This window comes from Aquimarina gracilis, from assembly GCF_035285365.1.
GTDB classification, from domain to species: Bacteria; Bacteroidota; Bacteroidia; order Flavobacteriales; family Flavobacteriaceae; genus Aquimarina; species Aquimarina gracilis.
On sequence record NZ_JAYKLX010000007.1, the window covers coordinates 222,474 to 245,158 of the forward strand.

Below are 22,685 nucleotides of genomic sequence, written 5' to 3' on the forward strand. Positions count from 1 at the left end.
TAGATTTTTGTGTTAGTGAGCCTTTTTTTAATTGGTATATAAAAGTTAAAGATTTAATGAGTTTGAATGAAACTGACCTGCAAAGTGCGTTAAAAAAGCATTTTGGGTTTAGTCAATTTAGAGGACTACAGGAAAAGGTAATACAAAGTATTCTTGACAAACAAAATACCTTTGTAATAATGCCTACAGGCGGAGGAAAATCCCTATGTTATCAACTGCCTGCTTTAATGTGTGAGGGGACTGCAATAGTAGTTTCTCCTCTAATTGCTTTAATGAAAAATCAAGTTGATGCAATACGAAGTATCTCATCTGAAAATGGGATTGCTCACGTTTTGAATTCTTCTTTGAACAAGTCTGAGGTCAAAAAAGTTAAAGATGATATTACCAATGGTGTGACAAAGTTGTTATATGTTGCTCCAGAATCTTTGACCAAAGAAGAATATGTCGACTTTTTAAAATCTGAAAAAATTTCATTCCTAGCAGTAGACGAAGCTCACTGTATAAGTGAATGGGGCCATGATTTTAGACCCGAATATCGAAACCTAAGAAATATCATTAAAAGAATAGGAGAGGATATCCCTATTATCGGACTTACCGCTACTGCAACTCCCAAGGTACAAGAAGATATATTAAAAAACTTGGGCATGAACAATGCCCAAACATTCAAGGCATCCTTTAATAGACCTAACCTGTTTTATGAAATTAGGCCAAAAACTAAAAATGTAGATGCCGATATTACTCGTTTTGTAAAACAAAATGGTGGAAAAAGTGGAATCGTCTACTGTCTTAGTAGAAAAAGAGTAGAAGAACTAGCACAAACTCTTGAAGTAAATGGAGTTAAAGCTGTTCCTTATCACGCTGGATTGGACGCCAAGACTAGAGCAAAGCATCAAGACATGTTTCTTATGGAAGATGTAGATGTTGTTGTTGCTACGATAGCTTTTGGTATGGGTATAGATAAGCCCGATGTGCGATTTGTAATTCATCATGATATGCCAAAAAGTATAGAAAGCTACTATCAGGAAACTGGACGTGCAGGTCGTGATGGTGGCGAAGGGCATTGCCTGGCATACTATTCCTATAAGGATATTGAAAAGCTTGAAAAATTTATGAGCGGTAAACCTGTTGCCGAACAAGAGATAGGTCATGCTCTATTACAAGAAGTGGTAGCTTTTGCAGAAACATCGATTTCTCGAAGAAAATTCATTCTTCATTACTTTGGAGAAGATTTTGATGAGGTGAATGGAGAAGGTGCAGATATGGATGATAATGTAAGGAATCCAAAGAAAAAGCACGAAGCGCAGGATGAGGTAAAACTTTTGCTTGAAGTTGTAAGCAAAACAGGAGAAATATATAAATCAAAAGATCTGGTTAATACGCTTATTGGTAAAAGTAATGCTCTTATTATTTCCCATAAGACGCATCAACAATCTTTTTTCGGGAGTGGAAAATCCAGAGATAGTAAATATTGGATGGCTCTTGTACGTCAAGTACTGGTCTCTGGTTATTTGCGTAAAGATATAGAAACATATGGCGTGATTAGAATCACAGAAGAGGGTAAAAAGTATTTAAAAAGCCCTGTAAGCTTCATGATGACTGAAGATCATGTATATGATGAAACCACAGATGACTCTATTGTAACAGCTTCAAAAGGAGGAGCAAAAGGAGGTAGTGATGAAAAGTTGGTGGGAATGCTTAAAGATTTACGTAAAACAGTAGCCAAAAAGTTAGGAGTGCCTCCTTTTGTAGTTTTTCAAGACCCTTCGATAGATGATATGGCCCTTAAATATCCTATTACTATAGAAGAACTTGGTAGTAATGTTCATGGAGTCGGAGAGGGGAAGGCAAAGAAATACGGTAAAGAATTTGTTGCACTTATTGCCAAATATGTAGAAGAAAATGATATTATGCGTCCCGATGATTTTGTGGTTAAAAGTACAGGTGCAAATAGCGGACTTAAATTATACATCATACAAAATGTAGATCGCAAATTACCTCTAGATGATATAGCTGCCGCAAAAGGTATGGAAATGCCAGAGTTTATAAAAGAAATGGAAGCCATTGTTTATAGTGGTACCAAGCTTAATATTACCTATTGGATTGATGAAATTCTTGATGAAGATCAACAAGAAGAAATTCATGAATATTTTTTGGAAGCCGAGAATGATAAAATAGACATTGCTATTGAAGAATTTGACGGGGATTATGACGATGAGGAGCTTCGTTTATATAGGATCAAGTTTATAAGCGAAGTAGCTAATTAGAAAATATATATTAGAACAGGCCTTGAGTTCACTCAAAGCCTGTTTGCGTATTTAAAAATAAATTATCAATTAAAGTTCTTCGTCTCCAGCCCCTGGACATGTTGGTAAGTTCCATAAATTACATTCTTCGGGCCCAACAAAACATCCATTTTGTGGAAGGTACGGAAAGCAATGAGGTAAGTTTCCTCCGTTAATAGTTTTTTGATCATCTTTTCTAAGAACTTGAGTGCCCTGTACGTTTAAAATTTTGTGTATCATAACTTTTGATTTAATGATTTATATAAAAACTGAATTAATGTTTAAGTAAAAAAATAAGCTGCAAGAATGCAGCTTATTTTAGATCGACAAATTATTAATGATAATGTTCTAGATTTAAAAAGTTAAGAACCATCACATATATTGAGCCTACCTCAAATTTCCAATTAATTTGTCATATTATAACTGCTGGTATTGCTAATGGAACTTTATAGCATAGCATTAATAATACCCACAAATAGTATTTATAAAGATTTAGTACGGTTATTTAATGACAAATCATACATTTTCCTCCTCCTAGATAAACTCCTCCAACTTGTGCACAGAATACAGCGTTTGTAGTTGGGTTAATTGTACCTCCTAATGGGCCACAAGGTCCTGTTTCGATAGGTCTAGGCACATCTCCACCTTTAACTGATTTTTGTTCAGTTTTACTTAATGAAATTGCTCCTTTTAATTCTGAAATGTTTTTTAACATGATTTTGAAATTTTTAAAATAGATATTTCTTGAACATTTAAAGACACTCAAGATTTATGTCTTTACTACTATGTTCACGAGCGTTTAAAATGTTACTACGAAAAAGTAATTTTTTTTATTCTTTTTGAAAAAGGAAGCATATTGTCATATAGATTTGGAGGAAAAAGTAAATAAGATTGCCTTCAAGTATCTTATACAATTGTAATCTATGTTATCTCTTTTTGTGACGGAAGAAGTAATAAATTACCAGGAAAAATACAAGTACTATTATACTTATCCATAAAGGCATTAGATTATTAGAAGTGGGCAACAATGTCCCATTATCTCCAATGAGTATAAGAGGTGCCCAATAATATGGAGAAGCTTCAGCCTCAGTATTGTTGTGAAGATAATTAAGTTTGGCTGTTCGTAGTGCTTCAGATTTCGTTTTACCTTCGCTAAGGTTTTTATAAAAATCAGAGATGATAGTGGCCGTAGCTTTATCGTTGGTATTCCATAAAGAGGGGATCACCGCATTAGCACCAGATCTGAAGAATCCTCGCGCCAGACTCAGAACACCTTCACCCCGACGAACTTCACCCAATGAGGTGTTGCATGCGCTTAATACCACTAATTCGGCTTGATGATCTATTCCGCCTATTTCTAACTCGATAAGTTTATCTTTTCTAAAAGAAATCCAGGGGTTTAATGAATCTGAAGCATCTGCATGCGTTGCCAAGTGTAAAATTTTATAGTTTTTGGCCTCTTTTTTAAAGTTTGTTTTATTAGCTTCATTTTTTAATAATAGGTTTCCAGAATAATAATCCTGGGCATTGTCTAACTCTGCTTTGCTTTCTGGTAATGAAGAAAGGCCTTCTAGAAATTCAATTGGCGCAACACCCAAAAAATCTTTTTCTGCGTTCCGTTTAATTTTCGAATTTTCTTCAGAGAAAGAAAGAGAGTATATGTATTGAATTTCTGATTGGTTGATTAAATAACTATTGTCTTTGTTAAGGTTTGTCATTAAAGCCTCAAAGGGTACATAGTTTAAAATGTGATCTGGAATAATTGTAAGCTTTTTACCAAAAATATCGTTCTGAATACTACTAGGGATCAGTGAATTGTATATGGCATAGGCAATTTTATTGTAGGCTTGCTTATCTTCTTCGGTTTTAAAAGGTTTACGAAGCATTTTCCTAAGTTGAAAAATGTTTTTTTGCAATTTGTCTACATTTCCAATTTTGAATAATTCATTTTTTTGATTTGAAATCAACATTACATAGGCGTCAGGTACAACACCAGCTTTTCTTTCTGCCATATTATATTGCAAAATCACCTCATTAGAATCTACTCTCAATTGAGGAAGTGATAAGATTTTGGGGATAGAATTATTTGTAAAATAACCTGCATACAAATGAGATAAAGAATCAGTGAATTTTTTTAATTTAGATTCACTTAGCATTAATGTTTCTTGGATAGAATCTCCAGTTTTTTGGTCAGAATCTCTAATCTGTAATCTAAGATTAAGAATATCGTTTTTTAACTTTTTTTCTTTTTCTAAAACCTGTAAGGGCAGCTCTGTTCTTTCTTTTGTAATTTCTTGAAGTAGAAGTAGTGCTTTGCTTTTTTCCATAAAAAAGAACGCATCATCATGTTTTTTAAGCTGAACACATGCTTCCAATCCCATAACGTAGATTTCAGAAGCTAGACTTCTCCATAACAACTTCGTTCGACTTGATAAGTTTTCCTTAATCAAAAGGTTAATTAACTCATCAGCAGCATAAGTTGTTTGAATAGCTTCATTAAAAAATGATGATTTTTTTTGGGATTTACCAAGTTCGATCCAAGCTTTGAGTTTTCGTTTAAGGAGTTCTAAAAACTCAACTTTGTCTTTTACTTTTTCTAAATCATTTTTTTGTGGAAGCCAATAGATATCATCTACTTCTTTGTCAAATAATAAAGAAAAGGTTTTTGAAAAATTTTCATGAACCTTAACATAGTTTTGTTGGTGTAATTCTTTTAATCCAAGTCCAAAAAAAATAGTAGGCTTAAAAGAAGGGTTATGAATTGAGTATTTTAATGCTTTATTAAAGTAATATTGAGATCGAGAGCTGTCAATTTTAATAAATGTTAGTCCTAAATTATAATAAAGTTTAGAGTATTTTTCTTTAAGCTCTAATTCTTTTAGTAGGTCCAAGGCTTTGGTATAGCTTTCAATACACTTGTTTAAATCTTTGGTTTTAACCCCTTCACAATACAGGTTGCCAAGGTTGTTGTTAATTAGGTATAACTTATAAGGATTATTTTTTGCTCGTTTTTTTAATAATGTTTCGGCTTCTTTAAGGTGTTCAATAGCTTTTTTAGAACTTTCTGCAGATCTAATATAACCATAAGTAACCGCAATAATGATATTACCATCAATAAGTCTACCTTTTTTAATATCACTTTTACTATAGTTTTGTAGTGATTTAATTTGATAATCAACAGATTTATAATAATCTCCCAAAATACTATAACACTCACCAATAATAGCATATGCTCGACCTCTTAGGAAATTGGTGCCCTTGAGAGCCAGCATTTTTTCAAAAAATTCGATTGCAATGCTATAATTATTATATCGTTTATTATAGATCGCATAGTTATAGTAGCTTCTTTTCAGGAGTTCAATATCATAAGGTTGCGCTTTTTCTCTTGCCTGATATGCTGTTTTTACTATGGCAATAGCTTCTTCCCACTTCTTTTCTTTATGTATCCATTTTGCTAGTTGGTGAGCATCATGTCCTAGTTGAGTGTAATCTTTATTGTTTTTATAGATGTCGAAAAGATTGTGATATACATCCAGTTTTTCGTAATCCGAACCATCAAGTTTATGAATGGAATCTAGCTTAGACGAAATTTCCTGGCCTCTACTGAAAGAAGCCAGGAATGAAAATATCAGAATTAATATGATTTGATTATTCTTTATCAATCTTGATTTTTGAATTATCGAAGGAATAAAGATCTTTTAATTTCTTCGCAAGAAGCATTGTTGGCACGTCCCCAACCAGAAGTGCCATCACATGTATTACAAGCCGGGTCGCCATCAGGATCTTCTGATAGACTCAAAGTTTCTGCAGCATGTGTTTTTTCACCTTCTGATTTGGGAAACCGTTGTGGAGCGCATAAAAATGGGTCACAATATCTATTCGGGGTCTCATTGCATGGAACATACCATTCGTAAACATCGTCACAATATGGTATAGTGGCAGCCAAAATTTCGCTAAACATGGATCTTCTGGCACGTTCCAGATAGTCTAGATTGTCTAAATCCGTCGAATTGCTAGGAAATACTACAAATATTCTTTCAAAGCATAAATTTTTATTTTGAGGACGCGGAGGTAGATTCTTGTTGCCTAATAGGTAATCCGCACTAAACACATAATCTGGTATAGAGTTTTCTTGTTGGGTGGATGTAGTTTCTTCTTCATTTGTTGAACAACCTTGTATTCCGATTACAAAAATTGTGGCTAAAATTAAAAGGGCTAATTTTTTCATTTTTTTAAATACTTTTTTAGTTTACTATATTTATTAGTATGTTTCCTAATTGTAATTTTGTTACCAACCAAAAGTAAAAAAATAATCGGTAAAGACTTTTTAATGCCCAAAGAAGAAAAAGATCTTTTAAAAGCGTTGGCCTCTGGAAATAAAATGGTAATACAACAACTGTATTCTAAAGTTTTTCCAAAAGTCAAAAGCTTTATTCTTAAAAATAATGGAGATACTGTTGATGCTGAAGATGTTTTTCAGAAAGCTCTTATGCAATTAATAGCACGGTATAAAGTCCAATCTTTTACTATTGAAAGCTCTTTTGATGCCTATCTATTTGGAACCTGCAGAAATTTATGGAGAAGGGAGCTAAAAAAGCAAAAAAGTGTGGTAACAAAAGAAGAAATTATTACACTAGTTAGCGAAGAAGACCAATTAACCATGGCAATTTTAGAGCAGGAGAAATGGGAATTGTTTCAGGAAAAGCTAAAGAATTTGTCTGATAATTGTAAACAATTACTCGAACTGTTTTTTCAAAAAGTACCCTACAAAGATATTATGGAACAATTGGGGTATAATTCAGATAATGTGGTAAGACAACGAATTTTTAATTGTAAATCGCAATTAACCAAATTGATCAAAAATGACCCGAGATATAAAAAAATAAAAGATGTATGAGTGATTTTTTGGAGGAAATAGATAAATATCTTGACGGCGCCATGTCTTCAGAAGAAAAAAGAACTTTCGAAGAAAAGGCGAACCTTGATGCGACTCTTGCTGAAGAATTAAAACTTCAACGAGATATGAGGTCTATCTATAAAGATGAAGAGTGGATCGAAGGGGATAAAAGTATCCTGAAAGGCGAAGAGGCAAAGGAATTAGGGGATTTCTTAAAAAGTAAAGAAGCTGCATCTATAAAAGAAACTATAAAAGAAGTCATTGACGAAAATCGCTCTAATTCTGGTGGTAGAAAATTCTATTTTGTTGGTGTAGCAGCTGCTATTGCAATCTTACTGTCTATTTTTATTTTTTCTGAATCGAAATATGATAAATTATATGCCCACTATGTCGAGTTGGATAACATCCCTTCTTTAATTACAAGGGGAGAGCAAGAAAATGAACTTGTTAAAAAGGCACAATTATTTTTTGAAGATCAAAAATATGAAGAAGCAATACAATCATTTTCGACCTATCAGAGTACTAATGTAAAATCTATAGATCCTTTAACTTATATATATACAGGGGTTTCTTATTTAGAAATAAGAGACTTTGAAAACGCCCTTGACCAATTCGAACTACTAGAGAAGTCCAACACCTTACATAGTAAAAAAGCTAACTGGTATAGGGTGTTGGTGTATCTAAAACAAGGTGATAAAGAAAAATTAAGAGAAACTCTAAAAAATATATCTTCTGATAAGAATAATTATAACTTCCAAAAAGCAAAAGAGTTAATTAAGAAAATATAAAACGACGACTTTGTAAAATTGTTTTTCCAATGATACAATATAGTGTCTTATAGTAATTATAGTGATCTTAGGATATAGATATTGTAGATGACTAATAAATCGAAACAACTTCTTGACGCTCTATCACTATAATAACAAACTTTTTTCTTATTTTTAATTTTAGTCTTTTTTTAAGAACGGTTAATTTGAAATATAACTAATATATCCAATAGTTTACTTCATAAAACCACCACCAATTACCTATCTTTGCAGCTCAAAATTTAAAACGTTTAAATACAAATTGTTATGCAAGACGGACTATACGCAAAATTTAATACTACAAAAGGAGAGATTCTGGTTAATCTAGAATATAAAAAGACACCGGGTACGGTAGGTAACTTTGTAGGCCTTGCTGAAGGAAATATTGAAAACCAGGCGATTCCCCAAGGGAAACCATATTATAATGGATTAAAATTTCACAGAGTAATTGCAGATTTTATGATTCAGGGTGGTGATCCGCAAGGAACCGGAGCCGGGGGTCCAGGATACCAATTTGATGATGAAATTCATCCAGATCTAAAACATGATGGACCAGGGGTGTTATCCATGGCCAATGCAGGACCTGGAACCAATGGTAGTCAGTTTTTTATTACTCATGTTGAAACGCCATGGTTGGACGGGAAACATACAGTTTTTGGAAAGGTAATAGAAGGACAAAACATTGTAGATACTGTTGCACAAGGTGATGTAATAGATAGTATAGAGATAATTAGAGTAGGAGATGATGCCAGTAGCTTTAATGCGGTTGAAACCTTTAGAAAGTTTAATGGGGCCAAAGCCGAAAGAGAAGCTGCTGCCAAAAAGAAAGCAGAAGAGTTATTAGAAGAACTAGCCGCAGGATTCGATAAAACTGAAAGCGGTTTGCGTTATAAAATCATTGAAAATGGAGATGGTACAAAAGCAGAAAAAGGGAATACTGTTTCTGTACACTATAAAGGCAGTTTAACCGATGGCACAGTATTTGATTCTTCGTATAAGCGCAATCAGCCTATTGATTTCCCCTTGGGGATGGGACAGGTGATTCCTGGTTGGGATGAAGGGATCGCATTGTTAAAAGTAGGTGACAAGGCACGATTTGTAATCCCTCCTTACCTTGGTTATGGAGAAAGAGGTGCAGGAGGAGTTATACCACCCAATGCAACATTAATTTTTGATGTAGAATTGGTTGAGGTGAAATAGTTTATTTTTAATCAGAAATAATTACAAAGTCCCTAGATTTTTAGGGACTTTGTTTTTTTTAAGAAGGAAATTTACAATTGATTGTTAAATATATGTTAACTAAATTTTGTATTTTATATCTTATTTTTATGATTTTAAACTTATTTTAACATTAGTTTTTTTTACTTTGCTAAAAATCATTTTGTTAAAAATATAATTAACTAATGCTTTTATTAATTTTTTAACCAAAAACTGCTATACCCCTGGAATATGAAAAAACTGTTACTCATATGTATTACTCTCTATGGCACCCATTTTTTAATGGGACAAGGAAATGAGGAGGTTCTTACTAATATTAAGGATCAAATGGAAATCATTGATAGTTACATAGAGTTTGATACTTTTTATCTGGATCCTGAAGAGTTTTTGGATAAAATGGCCGATCATGGAGCCGAGCTTAATGGATACTATGAACACGAAAGACTTAAAAAAATAGAGCGAAAAGTAGGTACTCGTAAAGCAGATCTATTAACGACTTTTTATTTTTGGAATGATCAATTAATCTATGTTAATTATAGGCAAAAGCCCTATTTAATGACTACGGCTGCAAATGGCAGAAAAATGCCCGATTATTCTAAAACTTTTACAAAATACGAAGCCAAATATTATTTCAATAATGGTGAAGAAATCAAAAAGGAAGAGACAGGATACGCAATGGATGATGTATCGCGGCAAGAAGACTTTTTGAAATATGCCAACAAAATGAAAGGCCTGCTCGACAATAAATTCTATAATAGAGATACTTATGAAGCCTTACAGGGTAAATGGTTGTTTGTAGAAAACACTGATGACTATATAATTTTTGAAGGCACAATTCGATTTAATTTTTATAATGGAAAATTTGCCAATCGATTAAAAACAAGAATCGAAGATGGCATTCTGGAGTGCTTTTTCCCTATGGATGATCGTATTTATAGATATAAAATCCTTGATTTAAATAGCAATGTTCTTACATTGGTAGATCAATTTTCTAAAGAAGAGTTTGTGTACGCAAAATCAGATTAATATACTTTTATGAATAAGCTCAGATATCCAATAGGAAAGTTTGAATGCCCAGAGGTTATAACTTCTACCCATATCGAAAATTGGATATCGGATATTGAAGAATTACCGTTAAAAATTTCTAATTTGGTGTCTGGTTTTACTGAAAAACAGCTAGAAACATCATATCGTGATGGTGGTTGGACAGCAAGACAGGTGATACACCATATTCATGATAGTCACCATAATGGATATATTCGTTTTAAATGGGCCCTCACTGAAGAAACACCAGTTATAAAGGCATATAATGAACAGTTATGGGCAGAGCTATTTGATACAAAAACCGCTCCGATACATCTTTCTCTTGATCTTTTAACAGCTTTACATGCCAAATGGGTATATTTTCTAAAAGGGCTATCGGATTCTGACCTTAATAAGGCATTTATTCATCCAGAAGGAAACATCGCTATTTCCCTAAGAGAAGACATAGGGATTTATGCATGGCACGGTAATCATCATTTGGCTCATTTGAAGATTATAGCACAACTTTAAATAGGTAAGACCATACGTTGCATTTCGCGATACCTATCTTTCAAACCTGGATAATCCAAATCATAGGTAGAAATAGTTTTAAAACCATTTTTTTGATAAAAAGTCAAGGCAGGACTAGTGGTCATTACATCCAACCAAATAATCTTCTTGTTCAAGCTTCTTGCATAATCTTTTGTGAACTCGATTCCTTTTTTTCCAATTCCTAATCCCGTAGATTGTTTCAAAAGATAAATCTTTTCGAGTTGTAAGGCATTTGTTTTACTAAACCCCTGGATTTCTTCATCTCGACGAATTTTTAGTAACCCAAGGGTACTTTTGTCTTTCTCAATAAGGAAATAAAGAATATTTGGGATATTAAAATCTTTGCAAAATGCTGTTTTCGTAAAACTTAAGTTAATATAATAACTAGGGTCGTTATTCTTCCAGATATGAGTATAATGTTCAGGATAAAATTTTTGGCTTACTTTTACTAAACTATCAATATCATTTTTTGAACACTCTTTGAATACAATTTCCGAATTCATATATTACTCTTTCCATTTGATATTACAACCAATACTTGGTTTTTGATCTTGAGGAACAGTAGTGTTACGCAATACGGCATCCAAAGCTTGTCTTAAATCACGACCATTTACAGGAATTCCATTTCCGGGTCTTGAGTCATCAAGTTGCCCACGATAAATAAGTTTTAATTCTGCATCGAATAAATAAAAATCAGGAGTACAAGCAGCATCATATGCTTTGGCTACTTCTTGCGTCTCATCAAAAAGATACGGGAATGTATAATTGTTTTTTTGCGCAGTTTTCCACATGTTTTCTGGTGAATCTTGTGGATATTTCTCTACATCATTACTGCTTATCGCTACAAAGCCAAACCCTTGAGTACGGTAATCATTGGCAACTCTCACAATTTCTTCATTTACATGAATGACAAATGGACAATGGTTGCAAATAAACATGATCACGGTTCCTTTTTCCCCCTTTACATTTTCTAGGGAAACATTGTTTTTGGTGATTGTATCAATAAGAGAAAAACTCGGAGCAGTTGTGCCAAGCGGTAGCATGTTTGATGGTGTACGAGCCATAGTTCTTTTTTGTTTTTCGAAAGTTCCAAATTACAATTTTCTATATTAATATGTCTAAAAAATACTATCTTAGTTACATCAAAATTTAATAGATATGAAAACCTTAGATGCGTGGTTTAAAGAATATGCTGTGAGCCATCAAAATAAAACGAATATTGCAATTCATTTTATCTGTGTTCCCGCAATATTTTTTTCGATAGTTGGGCTTTTAATGAGTATCCCAAGTGGGTTTTTAGCTTCGATCGTTCCCGGAGTAAATCCCTTTATTGAAAATTGGGCGTTTATTGCCTTACTTCTTGTACTTCTGTTTTATATACGCTTATCTGTGAAAATGGCATTGCAAATTTTAGTTTTTTCGGCTTTTTGCATTATAGCGAATTATTACATTGGTTTGTATGCGCCATTGTGGATAGTATCTATAGCTATTTTTGCTGCGGCATGGGTAGGGCAATTTTATGGACACAAAATTGAAGGGCAAAAACCATCTTTTTTGAAAGACCTTCAGTTTCTACTAATTGGTCCAGCTTGGGTGATTCAAAAGATGTTTGGAAAGAAATAATATGACATTAGAAAATTGGAAGGACTCAGGTACTTATTTTGAGTACAAGGACCTGTATCAAATATTTTATAAGGAATCCGGGGATGGAGAACCTTTGATTCTTATTCATGGTTTTCCTACCTCTTCCTGGGACTGGGTTAAGATATGGCATTCTTTGACTCAAAATTACAAAGTGTTTACTTTGGATATGATGGGGTATGGATTTTCATCGAAACCATGGGATTATAAGTATACAATTGCTTCTCAAGTTGATTTATGGGAAGCTTTTCTAGAGGAAAATGAGCTTTTTTCCTTTCATATTCTTGCTCATGATTATGGAGACACAGTAGTGCAAGAAATGTTGGCAAGGGTAAAAGAAAATCCTGATTATGAATTCAAGATCAAATCTGTATGCTTCTTGAATGGTGGCATGTTTCCTGAAACCAACTTTCCTACGGTTACCCAGAAACTTCTTTTAACGCCTTTTGGACATCTTCTGAAACATTTTATGGGAAGGAATACACTGGCCAAAAATTTTAAAAAGATTTTTGGTAAAAATACACAGCCCAGTGATCAAGAGATAGATGAATTTTGGAGGGTAGTGGATTATAACTCCGGCAAAAATGTGATCCCTAAACTTATTAAATATCTTTCTGAAAGGGATCGATATAAGGTGCGTTGGCGTGAGGCTATACAATATACAGATATTCCTAAACGACTCATAGATGGGGGAGTAGATCCTATCTCTGGGAAGCATATGGCCAAATTTTACAAAGAAATCGTGCCAAATGCCGATGTCGTGATCTTAGATCAAATAGGTCATTATCCGCAGGTAGAAGCACCTGAAGATGTCCTAACACATTATTATCAATTTAGAAATAAATTATAGTTTGTCATTAAACATAAGTGATTTACATTTCCTCACTGAAGAAAATTGCATTCATCAATAGTTTATTGGTTCCGTACCAAAACGCTCTAAAGTTTGTGTTGTCGGTAAACAAGATAATATTTCCTTTTCCAAGAGTGTTATGTCTGAAGGGTACGGTACCCGATAGGGAATCCAAATTCTTTTTGCTTATATAACCACTTAGCAATGGTTTTTTAGTGTATTTAATAGGGTTGTTATAACTCTGTTTATCTGGTTTAACAAATAACGTGGTATTTCTAAACATAGAAATCTTATCATTTTTATAGCCAAAGTTTATAGGGTGAGAGCGATCAATTTGAGCTTCAAAAATGGCACCACCAATTACCTGAGCTCCATAAAAATCTTGCTTTTGCTCAAAAGAAATGTTTTTGGCGTCATGTTCGGATTTTGCAAATTCGATCTTCATTAACTCATTATTCTTAAAGAACTGAGCAGCATTTCTATAACCGATTAAAGTACCACCACTAGTGATCCATTTTTTTAGCTTTTCTGCCTGGTCTTTAGTGAGACTTTGGCCCCAACTATTGGGTAAAATAATATGAGTGTATCTTGATAAATCAAGCCTGTTAAAATTTTGAGTATTTAATTTTGTGATTGGAATGTCATACCGTTGATCCATCAAGTGCCATATTTCGCCCGAATCGTAGGGAGTAATCCCATTTCCGGTAAATAGTCCAATTTTTGGCAAAGATAATGCTCTAAACTGGTTGCTTCCCAAATCTATTCCTTTTGTGAGGCCGGTTGATACATTTGTAATATCAATATGATTATCTGAAGCAACATTTTGTAAGAAATTGTGTAGTTCATCTGGATTTAACTTTTGATTTTGAACTGGGATTAATATGGTTCCATAGTCATAATTATTTTGTTCAAGAGAAAAAGGTTTCATTCCTACTTTCGCTCGCAATCCGTTTTTTAATATTTGATACAATGCTTTGGGACTGTAATACTCGTGCCATTGCATTAAATACCCATAATTACTTTTTGAAGGTTGCTTTGCGTCACGCGGTTTGGGATCGGATATCTCTTCGCCTATAGCGGATGTAGATATCTGATCGGTATAATCAAGATTAAAAGCAAGTGGAAATGTCCATGCCGAAATATCGTAAAACAAACTATCCTGAAATTTGGTTCTTTTTTCAAAAATGGCCTTTATTAAACGGCTTTGTTTTTGGTTTTTTGGGACTATAAAACTATATCCTTTTTTAAAAGTTTTACCTTGGTTAGAAATATCCTGTTTCAGGTTATATAATTTTATTTTGTGTCTATTTAGTATTTCTGCCAAATGGAAAGTAGAAGCAGCGTCTTTTTCGTTTCCAAAAATATAGGCGTCTTTTTCGGCCTCTTTTCGTGCATTATTGTAGAAGTTTCTTTTGTAGTTAAGTAATTCTTTACGCATAGATTTGGCTGCTTCAAGGGTAGAAAACGCAGCAGTAAATTGATTGCGTATCGTAAAAGGAAACGTAAGTAGGCCATTATCTGTTTCTTGAGCATGACCTCTGGAACTACCTTGTTCAAATAAAATACCAATACCACCATTTATATCAGGAAATGTAGAACCTTTTCCATAATAAAAGTCATCAAAGTTTTCTTCGGTATAATATAATGAACCTATATTATCTAATGCTTTCGCATGGTAATTTGCAATTTTTTTGGTGAGCTCTTGGTTTAACTTTGGGGTTAAAGGATGTGTTCTTGATTGTATACCCGGTTGAAAAAAGAAGGTGCTATTGGATCCCATCTCATGATGATCGGTTAAAACATTTGGATACCATTTATGAAAAGTAGTAATTCTGGCTCTTGACTCTGGTAGTTGAACAGGTAACCAATCCCGATTCATATCGAACCAATAATGATTCGTTCTTCCGCCGGGCCATACTTCTCTATATTCACGATCTTGTGGATCAGTACTAATGTTTTTGCTTTTGTTGGTATTGGCCCAATAAGCAAAACGTTGTAATCCATCGGGATTAAGCGAAGGATCAAATAAAATCACGGTATTATTTAACAACTCTTCAATCTTGGGTCCTTGTGCAGCCGCCAGATAATATGCCGCCACCAATCCTGCATTCGCACCACTAGGTTCATTACCATGTATCGAGAAACCTTGATAAACAACTATTGGAAGATTCTCTATGTCTATAGAATTCGAATTGCCTTCGGTGAGTTGAATGTGTTTTTGTTGAATTTCTTGTAAGTTTTGATGGTTTTTTTCAGAAGTGATGGTAAGCAATAAAATTGAACGATCTTCAAAAGTTTTTCCTCTATCTTCTATGGTAATTCGTGGTGAGGCTTTGGCAAGTGCTTTCATATAAGAAACAAGTTTGTCGTGACTTACATGCCATTTGCCAGGTACAAAACCTAAAACACTTTGTGGAGTAGGAATTGCAGGATTGTATGTTGTGTTTTTTGGGAGATAATATTCTAAAGAAAGATTGTTTTGCGCTAAAGAAATAAGACTAACAAGTCCTATAAGAACCGTAAAAATGTATTTCATTTCAGTTGAGTTATTTAATATGATTTGGTGAATATAAAAAAAACCGTTTCAGTGATTGAAACGGTTTACATAACTTTAACTTACGTTAATTTGTAGTTATCCTTTATATATCATCAAAGCTCACATCTGTGAAGCTTTCTGCAGATACTTTTTGGTCATTATTGGTAGAGGAGTCACTATCGTATGATTTTTGATAGTCTTTTTGATGTCTTTCGCTTATTACTTCTTCTCCTTTTTCTTCAACGATATAATTGGTCATCTCGTTTAAGATTTCTGTAAAACCTGCAAAATCTTCTTTATAAAGATAGATTTTGTGTTTTTTGTAGTGAAAAGATCCATCGTCGTTAGTAAACTTCTTGCTTTCTGTTATAGTCAAGTAGTAATCCCCCGCTTTGGTAGCTCTTACATCAAAGAAATATGTTCTTCGTCCTGCTCTTAAAACTTTTGAGAAGATTTCTTCTTTCTCCATCATTTCATGATCGCTCATAATACCTATTTCTTAATTAATTAATATGCTATGATGGTTTCAAAAATCTAAAAAAATTGTTAATCGGACAAAAAAAACTCATATTTCTTTTTCGCTAAGCTGTTTTAGATAAAGCTCTTTGTAGTATCCGTCGGTGTTTATTAGTTGATTATGAGTGCCTTGCTGAATTATTTGACCATCTTCCAAAACTATAATTTTATCGGCACTTTTGGTGGTAGATACTCTATGACTAACAATAAATGTGGTTTTATTCTTGGAAATTTTGTTAATATTTTGAAGAATTTCCTCTTCAGTTTCGGTATCAACAGCAGACAAACAATCATCAAAAAGTAAAATAGAAGGATCTTTGATAATGGCTCGAGCAATAGAAACCCTTTGTTTTTGCCCTCCAGAAAGCGTAATTCCCCGTTCTCCTAGAACAGTCTCGTATTGATTGCTAAAACCTGTGATGTTTTTATGTACAACGGCATTTTTTGCCGCCTGATGTACTTCTTCATCTGTAGCATTCTCTTTACCAAATTTGATATTGTTTTTGATACTATCACTAAACAAAAAAGCATCTTGAGGCACATATCCTATACGCTCTCTTAAATTGGTGAGATTAAGTTCTCTTATCGGAGTGCCATCTACACGTATTTCACCACCTGAAACATCATAAAGTCTTCCCAGTAAGTCTAATATAGTTGATTTTCCAGAGCCTGTTTTCCCTATAATACCTATGGTTTCACCATTTTTCACTTCGAAACTTACGCCTTTTAAAGCCGTAATATTAGTGTCATCGTATGTAAAGGATACATTATCAAAGCTAATATTTCCTCTTATTGGAGTTTTGTGGGTTATTGTATTGGTTATTTCGGGTTCCTGACTTAAAAATTCATTAATTCTTACCTGTGAAGCTTCGGCTTGTTGTACGATAGAGCTTACCCAGCCAACGGTTGCAACAGGCCAAGTGAGCATATTTACATACAGAATAAATTGAACGATGATTCCCAGCTCTTGAATTGTGCCGTCAATAAATTGTTTCCCTCCAATATAAATGACTAGAATATTACTAAAACCAATAAGTAGAATCATTAATGGGAAAAATAAAGCCTGTACTTTGGCTAAATCCAAATTCTTATCCCTACTAGTATTCGATAATGAGGTAAAACTTTTTTGTGTTTGAGGTTCAATGCCATAGGCTTTGATCACTGTAATTCCGCTAAAAGATTCTTGTGTAAAAGTAGTTAGTCTTGATAAAAATTCTTGAACAATGGTACTGCGTTTATGTATTGCAACACTTAGCTTATAAATTGATATCGATAAAATAGGTAGTGGTGCAACCGTATACAAAGTAAGTTCGGGAGCAATACTAATCATGTAGCCTATCACAACTACAAAAAGTGTTATCGTATTAACGCTATACATAATAGCTGGTCCAACATACATGCGAACACGGGATACATCTTCACTTATTCGATTCATAAGGTCGCCAGTACGGTTCTTTTTATAAAAGTTTAAGGATAGCTTTTGGTAATGTTGGTATACTTCATTTTTTAGGTCGAACTCAATAAACCTAGAAACTACGATAAAGGTCTGTCTCATTAAAAAAGTAAATAAAGCAGAAATAAGTACTGCCCCTAGAATGAGTAAAATATTAATGATTAATCCACTTTTTACTTCAGCAATATCGGTAATTTCTTTGTCGAGATATTTTTGTACTACGTCCACAGAGTTTCCTACAATTGTTGGTACCAAAGTGGCAAAAATTCTAGCTATTATAGTAATCACCAAACCAATTAAAAGTCTGTATTTATATTTTAGAAAGTATTTATTTAAATGGCGTAATGCACGCATATAAGATAGATGTTTAAATGTGTTTTTATTAAAGAATTCGTAAAATTTAACAGCTTTTTATTTTAAATTGATAAAATTACATTATTTTAGCGTTCTGATTTTGAGTATTATATAATTTATAACATTTTAAAATTCCATAACATGATAACCGAAGTGCTTACTGCAAACCAATTAAAAAAAGAAGCTCCTGTATTTGGACAACTATCTTTTAATGATCATGAACAAGTTGTTTTTTGTCAAGACAAAGATACAGGATTGAAAGCAATAATTGGGGTGCATAACACAATTTTGGGACCTGCGTTGGGTGGGACCAGAATGTATGACTATAAAACAGAATGGGATGCACTTAATGATGTTTTAAGGTTATCTAGAGGAATGACCTACAAAGCGGCTATCACAGGATTGAATCTAGGAGGTGGGAAAGCTGTAATTATAGGAGATCCAAAAAAAATCAAGACGCCAGAACTTATGAGGCGTTTTGGGAAGTTCGTTCATACCTTAGGAGGTAAGTATTATACTGCAGAAGATGTAGGTATGGAAACTTCAGATATGGATACTGTGCGCGAAGTAACTCCTTATGTTACTGGTATTTCCGAGTCTAAAGGTGGGGCAGGAAATCCTTCTCCTGTAACTGCATATGGAGTGTATATGGGAATGAAAGCTGCCACCAAATTTACCTACGGAAATGATGCTCTTGCAGGTAAAAGAATCTTGGTGCAAGGTATTGGTCATGTAGGAGAGGAATTGGTTCGTTTGGCATCAGAAGAGGGAGCAAACGTGGTAATTAGTGATATTAATCAAGAGCGATTGGAAGAAGTAAGCACTAAATACGGAGTTGAAATCTATCGTGGAGAAGATTTATATACAGAAACTGCCGATATCTATGCACCATGTGCCCTAGGAGCTACCGTTAATGATGAAACTCTTGATAAATTAAAGATCAAAGTAATTGCGGGGGCTGCCAATAATCAATTGGCAAATGAGAATATTCATGGTCCTGCATTGCAAAAAAGAGGAATTGTTTATGCTCCTGACTTTCTGATTAATGCCGGTGGAATCATAAATGTTTATGCCGAAATTGAAGGTTACGGCAGAGATCAGATTATGGCCAAAACAGAAAATATTTATGATACTACTCTGGATATTTTAAATAAAGCCAAAGCAACCAATGTTACTACAAATGAGGCAGCATTAAGTATTGCCGAAGATAGAATTGCATCTCGAAAAAAGGGGATGTAATTAATCGCGATAAAAAAGACTTTTTAGCATAGCTAGATTAAAAATAATAGTATTTTTGCAGGGCGAAAGTTAATGTGGCTTTCGTCCTTTTTTTAATAATGTTCTTTGTAATTTTCTATGTTAACCAGAAGACATATTCGCGTAAAAGTAATGCAGTCACTCTACTCAATGGAGCAGACACAAAGTGACAACCTTGATAAAGAAGAGAAATTTCTTCTTTTTAGTATTCATCAGATGTATGATTTATTTCTGATAAACCTTCAGCTTTTGGTAGAAATCAAAAAGCATGCAGAAGATTTTCTTGCTAAGAGTCAAAAAAAATACCTGGCCACTTCAGAAGAAAAAAACCCTAACACTAAATTTGTTAATAATGAAGTGCTAACTTTATTAGAGAACAATATTGAGCTAAAAACTGAAATTGAAAAGAAAAAGCTTAATTGTTGGTTGTTGGATGACGAGTATGTTAAGATACTTTGGAAAGAAATTAAAGAGAGTGAGCTGTATAATGACTACATGAGTACAAAATTGAGCTCTTTTAGAGAAGATAAGGATTTTGTACTAGATGTTTTTAAAGAAATCATAGCTCCCAATGACAAGCTTTATGAATATATAGAAGATAAGAACCTTACCTGGATAGATGATTTACCACTTATAAATACGGCAATTATAAAGATGCTTCGTAAAAGTAAAGCATCTCATGATGAAACAAAATCACTGCCCAAATTATATAAAGACGAAGATGATAAGAAGTTTGCTGTGGATATTTTTAGAAAAACAGCCCTTAACGGGGGAACGTTTACCAAAGAGATTGACGGAAAAACTCCGAATTGGGATAAAGATCGTATTGCAGAATTGGATAAAGCAATCATTAAAATGGCCATTTGTGAATTTGTTAAATTCCCTTCAATCCCAGTAAAAGTAACAATTAACGAATATTTAGAAATCGCAAAAGAGTATAGTACCCCTAAAAGTAGTATTTTTATCAACGGTATCCTTGATAAAATTTCAAAGGAGTACCAAGAAAACGGTAAATTGAATAAAGTAGGCCGTGGACTTATGTAGTTCAAAAAAAAATGTATTTTTAACCTCAAATAATTAAAAACCCAAGTAATGAAAAAAGGAATCTTAATTTTAGCTGGAATTTTTGCTATGACATTTGTGTCTTGTAAAGATGACGCTACAAAAAAAGTTAAAGAAGAAAATGTAGAGATTGCTGCTGAACGCGATGCCAAAAACACAGATTTTCCTGTAATGACTTTTGCAGAAACTGAGCATGATTTTGGAACTATCAATGAAGGAGATGTGGTAGAGCACAAATTTACATTCACCAATACTGGAAAAGCACCCTTGGTAATTGTAAATGCAAAAGGAAGTTGTGGATGTACTGTTCCACAATGGACAAAAGATCCAGTTCCTCCAGGAGGATCAGGTGAGATGTTGGTTAAGTTTAACTCTAGCGGTAAGCCTAATCAGCAAACTAAGCAAGTTACTATTACCACAAATACCGAAGCAGGAAAGGAAATCATTAAAATTAGAGCTTTGGTAACTCCAAAGGCAAAACCTGTTAGTGGTACACCTGTAAGCGAATAATTTTTATGGAAGGATTTGCAGGACAATTGCCTTTTATACTTTTGATATTTGTGGTAATGTATTTTTTTATGATACGACCGCAAATGCAAAGAGCAAAAAAGGAGAAGAAATTTGCTGAAGAGCTTAAAAAAGGAGATCGCATTGTTACCAAAAGTGGTCTTCATGGAAAAGTCTTTGATTTCAGCGAAAAAAATAATGCAGTTATTATTGAAACTGGAGCAGGTAAATTAACTTTTGATAAATCTGCTATTTCATTAGAGATGAGTCAAAAATTAAATAAACCAGCAGACAAAAAGTAATAACTAGCCTACTTAATTATTAAAAAGCCCGATACAGCACAACGTATCGGGCTTTTTATATAACCTCACTCATTCAGAAAGTGTAATCTCAGAATTATAAACTCAATTTTCAAAGTTTTTGATTGCAGTAAGTTCTGCAATCTTAACAATAACTTCTACGGCTTTTATCATACTTTCTACGGGGACATACTCATATCGGCCATGAAAATTATGCCCGCCAGCAAAAATATTTGGGCATGGCAATCCCATATAACTTAACTGTGACCCGTCGGTTCCTCCACGAATTGGCTTGATTATCGGTTTAATGTCAAGAGACTTCATGGCTTCTTCAGCAATATCTACAATATGCATTACCGGTTCTACTTTTTCACGCATATTATAATATTGGTCTTTAATTTCAATATGCACTACATCTTTTCCATGTTGGGCATTAATTTCATGAGCCAGATTTTTCATAACTTCTTTTCTGGCTTCAAAGTGTTCTTTATCATGATCTCTTATGATATAGTGTAATTGCGTTTCTTCGACATCTCCTTTTATATTATGCAAATGGAAAAAACCTTCACGACCACTAGTATGTTCTGGCGTTTCAAGTCTGGGTAAAGAATTAATATAGTCTTGAGCGATATACATGCTGTTTATCATTTTTCCTTTGGCATATCCAGGATGCACAATTTTTCCTTTTATGGTCACTACTGCTCCTGCCGCATTAAAGTTTTCATACTCTAATTCGCCAATTTCGCTACCATCCATAGTATATGCCCAATCGGCGCCAAACTTTTTCACGTCAAATTTATGGGCTCCACGGCCAATCTCTTCATCTGGTGTAAAACCAACACGAATTTTTCCATGTTTTATTTCAGGGTGTTGAACCAAATATTCCATAGCAGATACTATTTCAGCTATTCCAGCTTTGTCGTCGGCTCCTAATAAAGTGGTTCCGTCTGTTGTAATTAGGGTTTGCCCCTTATATAGTTTTAAATCTTCAAAATAATCAGGAGATAAGATTATATTTTCAAATTGGTTTAAAATAATATCTCCTCCGTCATAACTTTCAATAACTTGTGGATTTACATTGGCTCCAGTAAAATCAGGACTAGTGTCAAAATGTGATATAAACCCTATGGTAGGTATATCGGCATCAATAGTAGAAGGTAATGTGGCCATGATATAGGCGTTTTCATCAATAGTTACTTCTTCAAGGCCTATATCCTTTAATTCCTGAACTAATTTGTTTGCAAGATCCCATTGCTTTTCAGTGCTAGGGGTGGTATTACTTTCTGGATCACTTTCGGTATCGATAGTGACATAACTAATGAATCTTTTGGTTATATCTTTTTTTGAAATCATATTTTGATAAAAATATAGTCATTTAAATGTATTGATAAGTTTTTGTTTACAAAAAAAACTTTTAAATGTTAATTTATTT

At 33.7% G+C, this 22,685-nt stretch carries 22 protein-coding genes; 12 read left to right on the top strand and 10 right to left on the bottom strand.

The genetic code is table 11. The annotated features are described in order from the left end of the window. Positions 1-56: 56 nt before the first annotated feature. Positions 57-2,264 carry a RecQ family ATP-dependent DNA helicase gene (locus U6A24_RS15780; RefSeq protein WP_324180955.1) on the top strand — a complete coding sequence of 736 codons (2,208 nt, stop codon included), beginning with the start codon at positions 57-59 and terminating at the stop codon, positions 2,262-2,264. A gap of 69 nt (positions 2,265-2,333) precedes the next feature. Here U6A24_RS15780 and U6A24_RS15785 read toward each other — a convergent pair whose 3' ends face one another. The 4 genes from U6A24_RS15785 to U6A24_RS15800 form a co-directional block, all read right to left on the bottom strand. After that, positions 2,334-2,522, bottom strand: a complete 189-nt coding sequence (locus tag U6A24_RS15785) for a hypothetical protein (protein ID WP_324180956.1) — start codon at positions 2,520-2,522, stop codon at positions 2,334-2,336. Positions 2,523-2,787: 265 nt separating this feature from the next. Further along, a complete protein-coding gene (locus U6A24_RS15790; protein ID WP_324180957.1) occupies positions 2,788-2,997 on the bottom strand; it encodes a hypothetical protein in 210 nt (69 codons plus the stop codon). A gap of 211 nt (positions 2,998-3,208) precedes the next feature. After that, the gene (locus tag U6A24_RS15795; RefSeq protein ID WP_324180958.1) at positions 3,209-5,944 is read right to left on the bottom strand and encodes a CHAT domain-containing tetratricopeptide repeat protein; all 2,736 of its coding nucleotides are present in this window, start codon (positions 5,942-5,944) and stop codon (positions 3,209-3,211) included. Between the two features lie 14 nt (positions 5,945-5,958). After that, complete coding sequence (locus tag U6A24_RS15800; protein ID WP_324180959.1) at positions 5,959-6,510, bottom strand: hypothetical protein; 552 nt, start codon at positions 6,508-6,510, stop codon at positions 5,959-5,961. A 102-nt stretch (positions 6,511-6,612) separates the two neighbouring features. Here U6A24_RS15800 and U6A24_RS15805 point away from each other — a divergent pair, with 102 nt between their 5' ends. The 5 genes from U6A24_RS15805 to U6A24_RS15825 all read left to right on the top strand — a co-directional run bounded on the left by U6A24_RS15805 (position 6,613) and on the right by U6A24_RS15825 (position 10,757). Next, positions 6,613-7,179 carry an RNA polymerase sigma factor gene (locus U6A24_RS15805; protein ID WP_324180960.1) on the top strand — a complete coding sequence of 189 codons (567 nt, stop codon included), beginning with the start codon at positions 6,613-6,615 and terminating at the stop codon, positions 7,177-7,179. Next, positions 7,176-7,967, top strand: coding sequence for a tetratricopeptide repeat protein (locus U6A24_RS15810; RefSeq protein WP_324180961.1), 792 nt, complete (start codon positions 7,176-7,178; stop codon positions 7,965-7,967). The genes U6A24_RS15805 and U6A24_RS15810 overlap by 4 nt, the downstream gene beginning before the upstream one ends. A gap of 285 nt (positions 7,968-8,252) precedes the next feature. Beyond that, the gene (locus tag U6A24_RS15815; RefSeq protein ID WP_324180962.1) at positions 8,253-9,185 is read left to right on the top strand and encodes a peptidylprolyl isomerase; all 933 of its coding nucleotides are present in this window, start codon (positions 8,253-8,255) and stop codon (positions 9,183-9,185) included. 249 nt (positions 9,186-9,434) lie between these two features. Further along, on the top strand, positions 9,435-10,229 hold the full coding sequence (locus U6A24_RS15820) for a hypothetical protein (RefSeq protein WP_324180963.1): 795 nt from the start codon (positions 9,435-9,437) through the stop codon (positions 10,227-10,229). Positions 10,230-10,238: 9 nt separating this feature from the next. Then, positions 10,239-10,757, top strand: coding sequence for a YfiT family bacillithiol transferase (locus U6A24_RS15825; protein WP_324180964.1), 519 nt, complete (start codon positions 10,239-10,241; stop codon positions 10,755-10,757). On the opposite strand, the gene U6A24_RS15830 is transcribed toward U6A24_RS15825, so the two are convergent. Together U6A24_RS15830 and U6A24_RS15835 are read right to left on the bottom strand one after the other, a co-directional pair. Continuing rightward, positions 10,754-11,281 (bottom strand): GNAT family N-acetyltransferase, encoded by a 528-nt coding sequence (locus U6A24_RS15830; RefSeq protein ID WP_324180965.1) that lies wholly within the window; start codon positions 11,279-11,281, stop codon positions 10,754-10,756. The genes U6A24_RS15825 and U6A24_RS15830 overlap by 4 nt on opposite strands. 3 nt (positions 11,282-11,284) lie before the next feature. Continuing rightward, on the bottom strand, positions 11,285-11,842 hold the full coding sequence (locus U6A24_RS15835; RefSeq protein WP_324180966.1) for a thioredoxin family protein: 558 nt from the start codon (positions 11,840-11,842) through the stop codon (positions 11,285-11,287). Between the two features lie 94 nt (positions 11,843-11,936). On the opposite strand from U6A24_RS15835, the gene U6A24_RS15840 reads away from it, so the two are divergent. Together U6A24_RS15840 and U6A24_RS15845 are read left to right on the top strand one after the other, a co-directional pair. Next, complete coding sequence (locus tag U6A24_RS15840; RefSeq protein WP_324180967.1) at positions 11,937-12,401, top strand: Mpo1 family 2-hydroxy fatty acid dioxygenase; 465 nt, start codon at positions 11,937-11,939, stop codon at positions 12,399-12,401. Position 12,402: 1 nt separating this feature from the next. Then, entirely contained in the window at positions 12,403-13,269 is an 867-nt protein-coding gene (locus tag U6A24_RS15845; RefSeq protein WP_324180968.1) for an alpha/beta fold hydrolase, read from the top strand. A gap of 22 nt (positions 13,270-13,291) precedes the next feature. Here the strand turns inward: U6A24_RS15845 and U6A24_RS15850 are convergent, their stop codons facing one another. From U6A24_RS15850 to U6A24_RS15860, 3 genes are all read right to left on the bottom strand, one after another. Next, on the bottom strand, positions 13,292-15,805 hold the full coding sequence (locus U6A24_RS15850) for a M14 family metallopeptidase (protein ID WP_324180969.1): 2,514 nt from the start codon (positions 15,803-15,805) through the stop codon (positions 13,292-13,294). Between the two features lie 103 nt (positions 15,806-15,908). Continuing rightward, a complete protein-coding gene (locus U6A24_RS15855; protein WP_324180970.1) occupies positions 15,909-16,292 on the bottom strand; it encodes a PUR family DNA/RNA-binding protein in 384 nt (127 codons plus the stop codon). Positions 16,293-16,370: 78 nt separating this feature from the next. After that, entirely contained in the window at positions 16,371-18,128 is a 1,758-nt protein-coding gene (locus tag U6A24_RS15860) for an ABC transporter ATP-binding protein (protein WP_324180971.1), read from the bottom strand. 141 nt (positions 18,129-18,269) lie between these two features. On the opposite strand from U6A24_RS15860, the gene U6A24_RS15865 reads away from it, so the two are divergent. From U6A24_RS15865 to yajC, 4 genes are all read left to right on the top strand, one after another. Further along, positions 18,270-19,367 (top strand): Glu/Leu/Phe/Val family dehydrogenase, encoded by a 1,098-nt coding sequence (locus U6A24_RS15865; protein ID WP_324180972.1) that lies wholly within the window; start codon positions 18,270-18,272, stop codon positions 19,365-19,367. Positions 19,368-19,517: 150 nt separating this feature from the next. Next, positions 19,518-20,429, top strand: a complete 912-nt coding sequence (gene nusB / locus U6A24_RS15870) for a transcription antitermination factor NusB (protein ID WP_324180973.1) — start codon at positions 19,518-19,520, stop codon at positions 20,427-20,429. Between the two features lie 48 nt (positions 20,430-20,477). Beyond that, entirely contained in the window at positions 20,478-20,957 is a 480-nt protein-coding gene (locus U6A24_RS15875) for a DUF1573 domain-containing protein (RefSeq protein WP_324180974.1), read from the top strand. Positions 20,958-20,962: 5 nt separating this feature from the next. Then, positions 20,963-21,256 (top strand): preprotein translocase subunit YajC, encoded by a 294-nt coding sequence (gene yajC, locus U6A24_RS15880; RefSeq protein WP_324180975.1) that lies wholly within the window; start codon positions 20,963-20,965, stop codon positions 21,254-21,256. A 102-nt stretch (positions 21,257-21,358) separates the two neighbouring features. On the opposite strand, the gene pepT is transcribed toward yajC, so the two are convergent. Then, positions 21,359-22,606 carry a peptidase T gene (gene pepT, locus U6A24_RS15885; RefSeq protein WP_324180976.1) on the bottom strand — a complete coding sequence of 416 codons (1,248 nt, stop codon included), beginning with the start codon at positions 22,604-22,606 and terminating at the stop codon, positions 21,359-21,361. Positions 22,607-22,685: the final 79 nt, after the last annotated feature.